This window comes from Novosphingobium sp. APW14, from assembly GCF_032337075.1.
Classification (GTDB): Bacteria; Pseudomonadota; Alphaproteobacteria; order Sphingomonadales; family Sphingomonadaceae; genus Novosphingobium.
The window spans coordinates 251,496-265,204 of record NZ_JAVYAB010000003.1 but is presented as its reverse complement, the minus strand read 5'-3'; the positions used below and the strand labels follow the sequence as shown (position 1 = coordinate 265,204).

Below are 13,709 nucleotides of genomic sequence, written 5' to 3'. Positions count from 1 at the left end.
ACTTAATGCGAATAATTCGCAATCATGATCAACGTGCCGCTGCGCTACTTGCGCGGCATCAGTTCCAGCGTCGAAGCCACCAGCGCCTCGGTCCCGGCGGCAATCACCTTGTCCGCCTCGGGTGCCCAGAACGGGCTGTGCAGGCCGGGCAGCTGCTTGCCTTCCTTGGCCGCCGCCTCCATCTCGGCCGCTGAACGCCCGCCGATCCACAGGATCAGCGATTGGGTGTTCGGCCCAGCCGCCCGGGCGATCTCGCCAAAGTCTTCACCCGCCATCGACGGTTGCGGGCTGGCCACACGATCCGCGCCAAAGCGCTGGGTCAACACGCCGCGCATCCGCTCAGCCAGTTCGGGCGTATTCCAGGTGGCGCGGGCATAGGGTTCGGCAATCTTGATGACCGGCATCCGGTCTTCCGGCAGGCCAGAGGCAATGGCCTCGGCCCTGGCGATCCGCTTGATCCCGTCCAGCAGCAGCTTGCGCGAGCTGTCCGAATAGGACCGCACGGTCAACTGCAGCTTCACCTCGTCGGAGATGATGTTGTGCTTCGCCCCGCCGTGGATCGCACCAACCGTCACCACGCTGGCTTCAAACGGATTGCTCTCCCGGCTCACCAGCGTTTGCAACCGCATCACGATTGCACTGGCCAGGACGATCGGGTCCTTGGTGGTGTGCGGATAGGCCCCGTGGCCGCCCAGCCCCTTGACCGTGATGTCAACCGAATCGCCATTGGCCAGCGCGAAGCCCGCCTTCACCCCGACCACGCCCGACGCCAGTTCGGCGCTGTCATGGAAGGCGATGGCATAGTCCGGCTTGGGGAAACGGGTCAGCAGCCCATCCTTCAGCATTTCCAGAGCGCCAAGGTTGATCTCTTCCGCAGGCTGGCCAACCATGACCAGGGTGCCCGACCACTTGTGCTTGTTGGCCGCTAGGACGCGGGCAGCGCCAATCCAGCCGGTCATGTGCGTATCGTGACCGCAGGCATGCATGATCCCGCTTTCGACCCCGGCCGTCGAAACGCCTCGCGCCTTGGAGGCATAAGCCAGTCCGGTCTGCTCCTCTACCGGCAAGGCATCCATATCGGCGCGGACCAGCACGACCGGCCCCGGCCCGTTGCGCATCACGGCAACCACGCCGGTCTTGCCAACGCCTTCGGTCACTTCAAAACCGGCCTTGCGTGCAGCATCGGCCATAATCTTGGCCGAGCGGGCTTCCTGGAAGCTCAGCTCCGGGTTCTGGTGAAGATCGCGGTAAATTGCCATCAGCGACGGCATTTCGCTTTGTACCTGCGCGCGGATCGGGTCCGTCTGGGCGGCGGCCGGCGCCCCGGCCAGGGCAGAAAGGATCAGGGCGAAAGCGGCTGTGCGCGAAACGATCTTGGTCATGGCGCGCAGACCTAGCCAGCCCGATCCAAAGCAGCAAGCAAAGAGCTTGTCCGCTCGTTCGCCGGACCGTTTTCAATTTGGCTTGAAGGGTGTCGGCCTGGCCGGTTTTCGGCCAGCAAAGCGGGCCCGGTTGGGCTGCTTGCCGGAAATGGTGCCCCTGGCCCGACTCGAACGGGCACGTCTTTCGACAAACGATTTTGAGTCGTTCGCGTCTACCATTCCGCCACAGGGGCTCCTGCAACGCCGCGCGGCTTAGCCGCCCGGCCTCACGGGTTCAAGTAATCCGTTCGCTTCGATCAAGCTTTCAACGCACCAACCAGCGCTTTGTGCAATTTGGAATGCAGCGCATCGTTGGCAGCAAGAACCTGGGTGTCACAGATTGGCTGCGAAACCCCGCGCCAATCGGACACGAAACCGCCCGCTTCGCGCACCAGCAGGCAGCCCGCCGCCGTGTCCCATGGGGCAAGCCCGCTTTCCCAGAAGCCATCATAGCGACCAGCGGCAACCCAGGCCAGATCAAGCGAGGCCGCACCAAAGCGACGGATACCTGCCACTTGCGGGGCAAGTGCGGCATAGATCTTCGTCCATTCCAGACTGTCACCGCGCCCGGCAAATGGAATGCCTGTGGCAATCAAGCTTTCATCCATGTGGCGGCGCGAAGAAACGCGCAGGCGGCGATCCTGCAACCAGGCACCGCGGGCCTTTTCCGCCCAGAAGCTCTCGTCCGTCACGGGCTGGTAAACCAGCGCAGCGGTGACTTCGCCCCAGCCCTTCCCGTCGAGTCGCGGCTCCTGCACCGCGATCGAAATCGCAAAGTGGGGAATGCCGTGGAGGAAGTTGCTGGTGCCATCGAGCGGATCGATGATGAAGCGCGGCTTGCCCTCTTCACCGGCAATCTCACCGCCTTCTTCCATCAGGAAGCCCCAGCCCGGACGGGCAGCGCGCAGCTCGTCCCACAGGGTGCGCTCGGCGTGCTGGTCAGCCTTGGACACGAAGTCCGCCGGGCCCTTGCGGCTGACCTGGAGGTGCTCGACCTCGCCAAAGTCACGCCGCAAGCGACCACCCGCCTTGCGGGCGGCCTTTTCCATCACGCGCATCAGGCCAGAAAGGGCCATGGGGTTAGCCCGCCTTGCCGACGTAGGAGCGTTCGTAAACGTCCACCACGATCCGCGTGCCGCTTTCGATATGCGGCGGCACCATCACGCGCACGCCGTTATCGAGGATGGCCGGCTTGTAGCTGGACGAGGCGGTCTGCCCCTTCACCACGGCATCGGCTTCAACAATGGTCGCTTCAACCTGTTCGGGCAGCTGGACCGAAATCGGGCGCTCGTCATACATTTCCAGCAGCACGGTCATGCCGTCTTGCAGGAAGGCCGCGGCATCGCCCAGCAGGTCCGACGGCAGCGTAATCTGGTCATAGGTTTCGACATCCATGAACACCAGGTCATCGCCCTCGGCATAAAGGAACTGGAAGTCCTTCGTATCAAGGCGAACGCGTTCGATGGTATCCTGACTGCGGAAGCGGACGTTGGTCTTGCGGCCATCGATCAGGTTCTTCATCTCGACCTGCATGAAGGCCCCGCCCTTACCCGGCTGGGTGTGCTGGGTCTTGGCAACCTTCCAGATGCCCTTTTCGTATTCGAGAATGTTACCGGGACGGATGTCCACGCCGCTGATCTTGGCCATAACGCCTGCCTTGCTGGATTGAGAAAGAGCCGCCCGCCAGTGGCGGGTGAAGGCGCGCCCTTAGCGCCTGCACGCGCCCGGGGCAAGCCGGGGCTGACCCCGCTGGCAAGGCTGCGCCGGTGCTGCTAAGCGGAAAGGCATGACCCGTGCCCTGATCCTGCTTGCTGGCCTAGCCACCTGCGCCCCGGCGCAAACCATTCGCCCCGTGCCTGGGGGAGAGATCGGCGTGCTGCAACAGGGGCTTTATATTTGCGAGCTGCCCGGCGATGCCACAGGCGCAGCCGGCATCCGGCAGGAAGCGCAGGATTTCACCGTCCGCAACGGTTCACGCTATTCCACTGCAGAGGGCCTTGGCACCTATCTGCTGACCGGTGATCGGGTGGAAATGACCAGCGGACCGAAAAAGGGGCAGCAATTCCGGCAGCTATCGGACAATTTCCTGCGGGCCCTTGATGCCACCGCCAAGGAGACGGACCTGCGCTGCGTCCGGCAAGTGCAGAACAACCGCTAATCCGCGGCCAGCACCTGCGCAAAGGCGCGTATGGCCTCTGCTTCGTCCCCGTTCCACACCGCGCCTGACACGGCGATGAAATCGGCCCCCGCCGCAATCAGCGGCGCGCAGTTTTCGGGGGTTATCCCGCCAATGGCAACACAGGGAATCTCCATGATCGCCTGCCACCATTCCAGCAGGTCGGTGCCGGCCTGGTGCTTCACCGTCTTGGTCGTGGTCGGGAAAAAGGCCCCGAAGGCAACATAGTCTGCCCCGGCCTCGCCGGCTTCCATCGCCAGGTGACGGCTGTCATGGCAAGTGACGCCGATCTGCGCCTCGCGCCCTAGCCGCTGGCGGGCTTCTTCCACCGTTCCGTCATCCTGCCCCAGATGAACGCCATCGGCGCCCAGCCGCTTGGCCAGGCTGATCGAATCGTTGACGATGAAGGCCACTTCGCGCGTCGCACAGATCGCCTGGAGCGGCGCAGCCAGCCGCGCGGCTTCGTGTTCGTCGATGCCCTTCACGCGGAACTGGAAGGCCGCGACCGGACCGGCATCAAGCGCGCGGGCCAGCCGCTCGGGAAAGTTGCCGCCGACGTCCAGCGGAGAGATCAGGTAAAGCTGGCAGTTGCTCATGATCTGGCGCCCTAGGTCAGGCTTGGCCAAGCGGCAAGTGCTCACGCCGTCGCAGTTCGCCCACCACGCCCACGCAGATCAGGAACTGGCCGAAATAGTATAGCGGCCAGATCAGCAAATCCGGCAGTGGGCTCTGCGCCAACAAGCCCATCCGCGCAAAAATAAGCAGGTCGGACGCGACGAACATCACCGCGCCAAGCCCAACCCGATAGCGGCTGAAGCTGCTGAGCCAGGCCGTGGCCGCCATGCCGCCCAGACCCAGCGCATAAAGCGCCACCATTGCCCCGCCCAGCTGGAATGACGCCAGCGGAGTCAGCACCAGCAGCGCCAGCGCGGCCGCTTGCTGCAAGCGGGTGGGAGATGCTCGGCGATGCTGCCAATAGAGGCGGATCGCGATTAGGTGGCCGATCAGGAAGGCCACCGCGCCCGCCTCTAGCCGGAACTCGATCAACACGTCACCCAGCGCGCCAAAGCCCATGACGGCCGCGATCGTATTGGCATCGTGCCCCTTGTGGCGGTTGAAGGCATATATCGCGAGCAGCGCCACGCCAGCGCCCTTGAGCACGATCTGGTAAAGCCCCGGCAGCCCGCAGTCCTTGAGCAGCCAGAAACCGACCCCCGCAGCCAGGCTGGCCAGCAGCCAGGGTCGTTTCTCGATCAGAGCGCGATGCAGCATGCTTGTTCCCTCCCTTGCGTCTGGCTTGCCGCTGGATTGTCGCGCGCGCAAGCGTTAGGGGCGGCGCCATGCACTATGACGTTCACATCATCGGCGGCGGCATGGCCGGAACCGAGGCCGCCTGGCAACTGGCCAAGCGTGGCCTGAAGGTGCGCCTTTCGGAAATGCGCGGCGGCGGCGACATGACCCCGGCGCACCAGAGCGCGGGTCTGGCCGAACTGGTCTGCTCCAACTCCTTCCGGTCCGACGATGATAAGAAAAACGCCGTTGGCCTGCTCCATTATGAAATGCGGCAGCTGGATTCGCTGATCATGGCCGCTGCGGCCAAGGCCCGGGTCCCCGCCGGTTCGGCGCTGGCGGTGGATCGCGATGTCTTCTCGGCCGAAGTCGAAGCTGCACTCGCCGCCCAGCCCACACTGGACGTGGTGCGCGAACGGATCGACGTGCTGCCATCGGCCGGCTTGACCATTGTCGCCACCGGCCCGCTCACCGCCGAAGCACTGGCCCATTCGATCGGCGCAGCAACCGGTGCGGACAGCCTGGCCTTCTTCGATGCCATCGCCCCGATCGTTTACCGCGACAGCATCGATATGGATGTCGCCTGGATGGCCAGCCGCTGGGACAAGGGCGCCGAGGCCTCGCTCGAAATGGGCGGCGACGGGCGCGATTACATCAATTGCCCGATGACCAAGGACCAGTACCTGGCCTTCCGGGAAGAGCTGCTGGCAGGCGACAAGACCGAGTTCAAGGAATGGGAGGCCAACACCCCCTATTTCGACGGCTGCATGCCCGTGGAAGTCATGGCCGAACGCGGGGTTGAAACGCTGCGCTTTGGGCCGATGAAGCCGGTCGGCCTCGACAATCCGCACTGGGCCACGCCCGAACACCCCAACGGGCGCTGGCCCTATGCCGTGGTGCAGCTGCGCCAGGACAACAAGCTGGGCACCCTGTGGAACATGGTTGGTTTCCAGACCAAGCTGAAGCATGCCGAACAGGTCCGCGTGTTCCGCACCATTCCGGGGCTTGAGCAGGCGGAATTTGCCCGGCTCGGCGGGCTGCACCGCAACACCTTCCTCAATTCCCCTACCCTGCTCGATCGCCAGCTGCGCTTGAAGAAGGCCCCGCACATCCGCTTTGCCGGACAGATCACCGGCTGCGAGGGCTATGTCGAAAGCGCCGCTGTCGGCCTGCTGGCCGGACTGATGGCCGCGGCCGAGGCCAGTAGCCAGGAATGGTCAGCGCCGCCGCGCACTACCGCGCTGGGCGCGCTGCTGGCGCACATCACCGGCGATGCGGAAGCTGACAGCTATCAGCCGATGAACGTCAACTTCGGGCTGTTCCCGCCGGTCGATCCGGACGTGAAGAAAAAGGTCCGCAAGGAAGCCTACACCGCCCGGGCCAAGGCCGACATGGCGGCTTGGCTGGGCTGATCTAGCAGCGACAGGCGGGCCGCTGGACCTGCTTGGGTTTGGTCGTCGCAAATTCGGCGCGGGTCAGGCTGCCGTCACCATTGGCATCCCCGCTCTTGAAGCGGTTCGAGGTCGCAACGGCCCATTCCTCGAAGCTCAGCAGGTTGTTGCCGTCCTTATCGAGCTTGCGAAACATGGCGACGCGCGGCTGCAGCGCCTCGCCGCGGGATATCAGGTTATCACGGTTGCGATCGAGCCGGTTGAAGCGGCGCTCTTCGCGGGTTGCTTCGTTCGCTTCGGGCAAGTCCCCGCCCATAAGCCCGGCCCCATCTTCGGTCGGGATTGCTTCAAGATCGCTTTCTCGCGGGATCTCGGCCAGGGTGGGCGGCGGCGGTGCAGCGCTTTCGACTGCCGCCCGGCCCTGCCACCAGAACAGGCCAGCCGCTGCCAACAATAGCGCGCCGACTGCACCCAGCACGGTCCGGTTCATCCGCCTTCTCCCATATTTTCAGCGCCCTATCATGCCAATCCGCATCGCTGCTGCCAAGGCTATTGGGCCATCCAGCAAGGGCATCTTGCCGCCTCTCCGCCGCGCCAGGCCATACAACACGGCGACAGCTCGCAAGCTGCGTGGGAGTGACAGCGCAGGCAAACTGCCTCCTTCGCCAAACGCGGCAAGGCTCCAGCCATGCAGCGCCACCCCAGCGCTTTCAGCGGCCACCGCTTCGTCAGCCTGATATGCTAACCCCCGCCCCAGCGCGGCCCGTCCCATCGCCAAGGCCTGCGGGTTTGGCTGATCGGGGTCAAGCATCGCCTCCCACCCATCGATCAATGCGATGAGCGGATCGACCGCACCGGACCAGACCGAGAGCGCAGTCAGCAAAGGCTCGCCCTGCGGACGTTGCGCTGGCGCCTCGGCCAGCCGCTCGCGCCACCAGGCCAGCTTGATTTGGGCCAGCAGCAGCTCACGCGCATTGCCAACTATTCCAGCCAGCTTCGCATCTAGAGCAAAAGCAGCAAGCTGGACCGAACGCACGCGGTCGGGAGCATAGGCCAGGGCAAGGCGGACGTCTGGGGTAAGACATGCTTCAAGCATCGGGGGTATCCGAAATGATTGTTCGCCCCTTTGCGGGGCAAGGGTCGCGCTGGCAAGGGCGACATTGGGGCAAGTCAGGCCGATCCAAGCCAGATTAGATCGCCCGTGACGCGAACAGCCAAACTTCAGTTAAATCGCGATTTTTAAGCAATTTTACAGAACGTTAACCATACTTGTTTGGCAAGCCGATAGTCCACGCGTGGTAAATCCCACGCCAACTGAGATCGGGGCGCAAGCAGGAATGGTCAGACTTTCACACAATGCAGAGGCTTTGGAAGACGCGCGCTTCCTGTCGCGGCTGCGGCGTGACATTGCCGGCAATACCCTTGCCTTACTAGCGGCAGGGCTGTTTCCGCTGCTCGCTTTGGTCGGCGGCGGGATTGATATGGGCCGCAACTATCTGGCTCAGACACGCCTGCAACAAGCCTGCGATGCCGGTACGCTGGCAGCGCGCAAAAAGCTGGGCACACAGGTGGTAACTGACGGCAACGTACCGGCTGACGTTGTTACGATCGGCAACAGGTTCTTCAACCTGAACTACCGCTCGGGCGCATACAGCACCACTGACCGCAGCTTTCAGATGACGCTGCAGCCGGACTACGCGATCAAGGGCAATGCGTCGGTCACCGTTCCGACCACGATCATGCAAGTGTTTGGCTACGACAAGCTGGACCTCTCGGTCGAGTGCGAGGCCCAGCTGACCTTCGCGAATACCGATGTGATGATGGTACTCGATACAACCGGCTCGATGGCAAGTACCAATGCAGGCGATACTAAGCCCAAGATCGAGGTGCTGCGCGACACCGTGCACAATTTCGTCACCGAACTGGAGGGCAGCAAAGGCCCTGGAGTGCGCGTCCGCTATGGCTTTGTGCCATATTCCAGCAACGTCAATGTTGGTTACCTGCTGAAGTCGGACTGGCTGGTGGACAGTTGGACCTATCACGGCCGTGAGGCCACGGGCAGCGGCCAGTACACCACCACTTACACTACCGACACTGTCTACACCTACATCTCTGGTTCGCGCACGCCGATCGCACCCTTCAATTGGCCCAACTGCCCCTCCAGCCCATATACCTCGTCAACCTCTGGGGCGGGGAGCAACCCCGATGGCACAACCTTCGGGACGACCGTGGAAGACGGCAAGCAATACGCGTGCAGCCCCAACAATGACGGAACGGTTACTGTGACCGGCTGGGACAACGCGAATTACACCTATTCGTGGGTGGCTGGTGTGCAAACGCCGCAAAACAAGGAAATCATGACCTGGCTGTACCACGCGATGAACTTTGACACGACCTTCGTCAAAGGCGCATCGGGCAATGATCCAGCCCAGTACGGGAAGATCAAGGTGCCGATGCTTGGTCTGCCCGATAATCCTGATCTAATGTACGCCACCTTCCACGGCTGCATTGAAGAGCGCGATACCTACGAAATTGACGATTACAGCAACGTCAATTTCAATCTAGCGCTGGATCTCGATCTCGATACGGTGCCGACCCGCGGCAAGGCAAGCACCCAATGGCGGCCGATCATCCACGAGTTGTCTTGGGTGCCGGAGCTCGACGGTAATACCGGTCTGGGTAACTTCAACTCCAATCCAGTGAAGAACACCGACAACTTTTTCATGGCCGGCTGGAGTGATTACTCACCTTGCCCCGCCCCCGCGCAAAAGCTGCAGGAAATGTCGGTTGCTCAGGTCGACGCGTACACGGCAGGGCTATACGCCCGCGGCGGCACTTATCACGATATTGGAATGATCTGGGGCGGACGACTGCTTTCGCCGACCGGGCTGTTCGCCAGCGAAAATGCCGACATGAAAGGCAAGCCAACCAACCGTCACCTGATCTTCCTGACCGACGGGCAGACTGCGCCTTCAGACATGACTTACGGTACCTACGGAATTGAGCCATTAGATAAGCGACGTTGGGATCCGAGTAATCCCAAGGGAGGCCTCACCCTCACACAAGTCGTCGAAAAGCGCTTCACCGTCGCGTGCAACGAAGTCAAAAACCGCAATGTCACGGTCTGGGTCATCGCCTTCGGGACCAGCATCAATCCGATCATGACCGAATGCGCCGGATCTGGACACTATTTCGAGGCCAACAGCTCGGCAGAGCTGGGTTCCGCCTTCTCAAAGATTGCCAAGGAAATGGGCAACCTGCGGGTCGCAAAGTGATGCGCAAACCAGGCACAAGGCTGGCAGATAATGAAACGGGCGCGACGATCGTCGAGTTCGCACTCATTCTGCCGCCGTTACTCCTGACGCTGATGGGCCTGTTTGACATGGCGCATAACATGTACACGGCCCAGATCCTGAACGGTGCCGTGCAGGAAGCGGCGCGGGATTCGACCATTCAGGGCACCAAGAGCAATCGGCAAGCGCTCGATGCGGCTGTGACCAAGTCCGTGCGCGCAATTTCCCCGGGCGCCAAACTCACGTTCTCGCGCGCCTATTTCCAGAACTTCTCCAACATCGGACGGCCTGAAGATTGGAGCGATCTGAATAACAATGGCAAGTGCGACGGCGGTGAACCGTTTGAAGACGTCAACGGCAACAGCAAGTGGGACCAGAAACCCGGTCTCGGCGGCATCGGCGGCGCGCGCGATGCCGTGCTTTACAAAGTATCGATCACCTACACACGGCTCTTTCCGATCGCGGCACTGATCCCCGGACAGTCGAAAACCATGCAGATGGAATCCGTGACCGTGCTGCGCAACCAGCCCTATTCCGCGAACCAGCAGACTGCTCCAGCTACGGGGAATTGCAAATGAGCCTGCTTCACAAGCTCGTATGGAACCGCTCTGGGGTGGCGATGATCGAATTTGCGCTGGGTGCGCCGATCGCGTTGCTTGCCGGCCTGTGGGGCACCGAAACAGCCAATCTGGCGCTGACCCATATGAAGGTAAATCAGCTAGCCTCGCAGATCGCCGACAACGCCTCACGCATCAGCGACCAGTCCGCCTTGCAAACCCATCGGGTCTATGAGGGCGATATCAACGATGTGTTTTATGGCGCGCAACTGCAGTCCGGCAAACTGGACCTGTTTCGCAATGGCCGGGTCATCATTTCCAGCCTGGAATTCAGGCCCAACGGCACGACCCAATATATCCATTGGCAACGTTGCCGCGGCGCGAAGCAGGCCGCGTCAAGCTATGGGCTGGAGAACGAAGACCGGCCCAATGGCATGGGGCCGGTTGGGGAAGAAGTGCTGACCCAGCCAGATGAGGCGGTGATCTTCGTCGAAGTGCTGTTTGATTATCAGCCGCTCTTTTCCGACCGGTTCATCCCCAGCGAGACGATCCGCTCGATTGCCTCGTTCACGGTCCGTGACCAGCGAGATCTGACGCAGGTCTACCAGCAGGATCCGAATGCACCCGATCCGGTTCAGAGCTGCAGCGATTTCAAAGGCACCATGTCATTCAGCAGTTCGGGGCAGATGACCTGATCACCCGCCCCTGAACTGATCAACGATAGCAAACCTTGCGCACGGCCGCAGCGATGCGGCTGGCATCGATGATTGCCGCCTTTTCGAGGTTGGCAGCATAAGGCAGCGGCACGTCCTCATCGCAAACCCGCAGGACCGGGGCGTCGAGGTGATCGAAGCCTTCCTCCATGCAGATCGCCATAATCTCGGACGAAATCGAGCACTGCGGCCAGCCTTCTTCGGCCACGACCAGGCGATTGGTCTTGGCGAGCGAGGTCAGCACGGCTTCCTTATCGAGCGGACGCAGGGTGCGCAGGTCGATCACTTCGGCATCGATCCCTTCAGCGGCCAGCGATTCGGCGGCTTCCAGCGCCAGGCCAACGCCGATCGAATAGGACACGATGGTCACGTCCTTGCCTTCGCGCATGGTCCGCGCCTTGCCAATTGGCAGGACGTGGTCGTCAAGCTCAGGCAGTTCGAAGCTGCGGCCATAAACCAGTTCGTTTTCCAGGAAGACCACCGGGTCCTCGCAGCGGATCGCCGCCTTCAGCAGCCCCTTGGCATCGGCCGCATCATAAGGCGCGATCACTACCAGGCCGGGGACATTGGCGTACCATGGGCCATAGTTCTGGCTGTGCTGCGCGCCAACGCGGCTCGCGGCACCGTTGGGGCCACGGAACACGACCGGGCAACGCATCTGCCCGCCCGACATGTAATTCGTCTTCGCGGCTGAATTGATGATGTGGTCAATCGCCTGCATGGCGAAGTTGAAGGTCATGAACTCGATCACCGGACGCAACCCGCCCATCGCCGCGCCCGCGCCGATCCCGGCAAAGCCGTATTCGGTGATCGGCGTGTCGATCACGCGCCGCGGTCCGAATTCCTCAAGCAATCCCTGGGTGACCTTATAGGCCCCCTGGTACTCGGCCACTTCCTCGCCCATCACGAAGACGCGGTCGTCGCGGCGCATTTCTTCGGCCATGGCATCACGCAGCGCTTCGCGTACGGTCGATACCTTCATGTTGGTACCAGCCGGGATCGTCGGATCAGCCTTGCGCGGTGCCGGGGCCGGCCGTTCGGCGACCGGTAGCGGAGCGACCGCCACCGGCGGAGAAGCTGGCGTTTCTGCGGAAGGAGTGGATGCCGTCACACCCTCGCCGCCAATCACCGCGATGACCGTGCCGACCTTCACTCCCTCGGTTCCTTCGGCAACCAGGATCTGGCCAATCACGCCTTCGTCGACAGCTTCGAATTCCATCGTTGCCTTGTCGGTTTCGATCTCGGCCAGGATGTCACCGGACTTGACCGTATCACCTTCCTTGACCAGCCACTTGGCCAGCGTCCCTTCTTCCATGGTCGGGGACAGCGCGGGCATCTTGAGTTCGATCGCCATCAGTAGCTCTCCACCAGCACGTCGGTGTAGAGTTCGGTCATTTCAGGCTCCGGCGAATTTTCAGCAAAATCTGCGGCTTCGGCAACAAGGCTGCGAATGCGTTTATCGATTTCCTTGATCCGATCCTCATCGATTCCGCGGGCCAGCAGTTCGGCCTTGGCGCCCTCGATCGGATCGTGCTTGTCGCGCATTTCCTGCACTTCCTCGCGGCTGCGGTACTTCGCCGGGTCGGACATGGAGTGGCCGCGATAGCGATAGGTATTCAGTTCCATCAGCACCGGGCCATTGCCGGCGCGAACATAATCCAGCGCGATGTTGGCAGCCTGCCGTACTTCCAGCACGTCCATCCCGTTCACCGCCATGCCGGGGATCCGGAAGGCGGTGCCGCGGCGATAAAACTCGGTCTCGGCCGAGCCGCGCTTAACCGCGGTGCCCATGGCATAGCCGTTGTTCTCAACCACGAAGACAATCGGCAGCTTCCAAAGCGCCGCCATGTTGAAGGCTTCATAGACCTGGCCCTGGTTGGCTGCGCCATCGCCGAAATAGGCCATGCATACGCCGCCATCACCGCGGTACTTGTGGGCGAAGGCCAGCCCTGCTCCCAGCGGCACCTGGGCACCAACGATGCCGTGCCCGCCGTAGAACTTGTGATCGACGCTGAACATGTGCATCGATCCGCCCTTGCCCTTGGAAATCCCAGCGGCGCGGCCAGTCAGTTCAGCCATGATCACCTTGGGATCGATGCCATAGGCCAGCATGTGGCCATGGTCGCGATAACCGGTGATCACGCTGTCCTTTTCACCATCAAGTGCTGACTGCAGCCCTACGGCAACGGCTTCCTGACCGATGTAGAGGTGACAGAAACCACCGATCAGACCCAGACCATACAACTGCCCGGCCCGTTCCTCAAAACGCCGGATCAATACCATCTGTTCGTAGAAGGCCAGCAATTCATCATCGCTGGCTTGGTAACGCTTGTCAGCGGCGTGCGCCTCTTGCAGGCTGCGCAGCGCAAAGCCCTCGTCGGCAGCGGCTGCAGCCTTGGTGGCAGTCGGTTTCTTGGCCAATGGTGGTCCCCTGGGGTGGAATCCTATAGCGCGCCTATAGGCCGCCAGCGCCGTAAGGGAAACCGGTGCATTCGTATTTTTGACCGGGCTTTAGCGCAAGGGCAGGCACAGCCCTCGGTCAGTTCAGCATGATCACCACTTCGTCGGGGTGAACAACGTTCAGATCCTTGCGCAGCAGTTCGCCGGCCATGTCAGGATCGACATTCTCTGGGTTCAACAGCCCTACGCGGTTCTTGAGTACGTCACGCTCGGCCTTCAGCTTTTCAACCTGGGCCTGCTTCTCAGCCAGCGCGCGATTGTATTCGCTCCAAGCGAGGATCCCGCTCGGCCCGGCAAGAGCGATACCAAGCAGGAACAGCAGGCCAAGGAGGGGCGAAGCCTGCCGCACATGCTGATTGAAAATCTTTGGTTCGTTACGCCCACCCATAAAACCCTTAGAATCATATT

Annotated in this window: 15 protein-coding genes and 1 tRNA gene; 5 read left to right on the top strand and 11 right to left on the bottom strand. The window is 62.0% G+C overall.

Going from position 1 to position 13,709, the window contains the following annotated elements; genetic code table 11:
• Positions 1–44: 44 nt before the first annotated feature.
• The 4 genes from RQP55_RS05825 to efp all read right to left on the bottom strand — a co-directional run bounded on the left by RQP55_RS05825 (position 45) and on the right by efp (position 3,068).
• Entirely contained in the window at positions 45–1,382 is a 1,338-nt protein-coding gene (locus RQP55_RS05825; protein WP_315609240.1) for an amidohydrolase, read from the bottom strand.
• A 149-nt stretch (positions 1,383–1,531) separates the two neighbouring features.
• A tRNA-Leu gene (locus tag RQP55_RS05820) sits at positions 1,532–1,615 on the bottom strand.
• Between the two features lie 63 nt (positions 1,616–1,678).
• Positions 1,679–2,497, bottom strand: coding sequence for an inositol monophosphatase family protein (locus RQP55_RS05815; protein WP_315609239.1), 819 nt, complete (start codon positions 2,495–2,497; stop codon positions 1,679–1,681).
• A gap of 4 nt (positions 2,498–2,501) precedes the next feature.
• Entirely contained in the window at positions 2,502–3,068 is a 567-nt protein-coding gene (efp, locus tag RQP55_RS05810) for an elongation factor P (RefSeq protein ID WP_147090868.1), read from the bottom strand.
• A gap of 139 nt (positions 3,069–3,207) precedes the next feature.
• Here efp and RQP55_RS05805 point away from each other — a divergent pair, with 139 nt between their 5' ends.
• Complete coding sequence (locus tag RQP55_RS05805) at positions 3,208–3,579, top strand: hypothetical protein (RefSeq protein WP_315609238.1); 372 nt, start codon at positions 3,208–3,210, stop codon at positions 3,577–3,579.
• Here the strand turns inward: RQP55_RS05805 and thiE are convergent.
• Both thiE and RQP55_RS05795 read right to left on the bottom strand, forming a co-directional pair.
• Positions 3,576–4,193: a thiamine phosphate synthase gene (gene thiE, locus RQP55_RS05800; RefSeq protein ID WP_315609237.1), complete on the bottom strand. Its 618-nt coding sequence runs from the start codon at positions 4,191–4,193 to the stop codon at positions 3,576–3,578. The two genes, RQP55_RS05805 and thiE, sit on opposite strands and share 4 nt — an antisense overlap.
• Positions 4,194–4,209: 16 nt before the next feature.
• Positions 4,210–4,869, bottom strand: coding sequence for a lysoplasmalogenase (locus RQP55_RS05795; protein WP_315609236.1), 660 nt, complete (start codon positions 4,867–4,869; stop codon positions 4,210–4,212).
• A 68-nt stretch (positions 4,870–4,937) separates the two neighbouring features.
• On the opposite strand from RQP55_RS05795, the gene trmFO reads away from it, so the two are divergent.
• Positions 4,938–6,299 carry a methylenetetrahydrofolate--tRNA-(uracil(54)-C(5))-methyltransferase (FADH(2)-oxidizing) TrmFO gene (gene trmFO / locus RQP55_RS05790; RefSeq protein WP_315609235.1) on the top strand — a complete coding sequence of 454 codons (1,362 nt, stop codon included), beginning with the start codon at positions 4,938–4,940 and terminating at the stop codon, positions 6,297–6,299.
• Position 6,300: 1 nt separating this feature from the next.
• Here trmFO and RQP55_RS05785 read toward each other — a convergent pair whose 3' ends face one another.
• Positions 6,301–6,768 carry an EF-hand domain-containing protein gene (locus RQP55_RS05785; protein WP_315609234.1) on the bottom strand — a complete coding sequence of 156 codons (468 nt, stop codon included), beginning with the start codon at positions 6,766–6,768 and terminating at the stop codon, positions 6,301–6,303.
• A gap of 18 nt (positions 6,769–6,786) precedes the next feature.
• Positions 6,787–7,374: a hypothetical protein gene (locus RQP55_RS05780; protein WP_315609233.1), complete on the bottom strand. Its 588-nt coding sequence runs from the start codon at positions 7,372–7,374 to the stop codon at positions 6,787–6,789.
• 199 nt (positions 7,375–7,573) lie between these two features.
• On the opposite strand from RQP55_RS05780, the gene RQP55_RS05775 reads away from it, so the two are divergent.
• Genes RQP55_RS05775 through RQP55_RS05765 form a run of 3 tightly spaced genes read left to right on the top strand, consistent with a single transcriptional unit; the run spans position 7,574 to position 10,823 of the window.
• Positions 7,574–9,553, top strand: coding sequence for a TadE/TadG family type IV pilus assembly protein (locus RQP55_RS05775; RefSeq protein WP_315609232.1), 1,980 nt, complete (start codon positions 7,574–7,576; stop codon positions 9,551–9,553).
• On the top strand, positions 9,553–10,149 hold the full coding sequence (locus RQP55_RS05770; RefSeq protein WP_315609231.1) for a TadE/TadG family type IV pilus assembly protein: 597 nt from the start codon (positions 9,553–9,555) through the stop codon (positions 10,147–10,149). The genes RQP55_RS05775 and RQP55_RS05770 overlap by 1 nt, the downstream gene beginning before the upstream one ends.
• Positions 10,146–10,823: a pilus assembly protein gene (locus tag RQP55_RS05765; RefSeq protein ID WP_315609230.1), complete on the top strand. Its 678-nt coding sequence runs from the start codon at positions 10,146–10,148 to the stop codon at positions 10,821–10,823. Before RQP55_RS05770 ends, RQP55_RS05765 begins: the two co-directional genes overlap by 4 nt.
• A 19-nt stretch (positions 10,824–10,842) precedes the next feature.
• Here the strand turns inward: RQP55_RS05765 and RQP55_RS05760 are convergent, their stop codons facing one another.
• From RQP55_RS05760 to RQP55_RS05750, 3 genes are all read right to left on the bottom strand, one after another.
• Positions 10,843–12,195: a pyruvate dehydrogenase complex E1 component subunit beta gene (locus RQP55_RS05760; protein ID WP_315609229.1), complete on the bottom strand. Its 1,353-nt coding sequence runs from the start codon at positions 12,193–12,195 to the stop codon at positions 10,843–10,845.
• Positions 12,195–13,262: a pyruvate dehydrogenase (acetyl-transferring) E1 component subunit alpha gene (gene pdhA / locus RQP55_RS05755; RefSeq protein ID WP_315609228.1), complete on the bottom strand. Its 1,068-nt coding sequence runs from the start codon at positions 13,260–13,262 to the stop codon at positions 12,195–12,197. Before pdhA ends, RQP55_RS05760 begins: the two co-directional genes overlap by 1 nt.
• A 118-nt stretch (positions 13,263–13,380) precedes the next feature.
• Entirely contained in the window at positions 13,381–13,689 is a 309-nt protein-coding gene (locus tag RQP55_RS05750; RefSeq protein WP_315609227.1) for an FtsB family cell division protein, read from the bottom strand.
• Between the last annotated feature and the right edge of the window lie 20 nt (positions 13,690–13,709).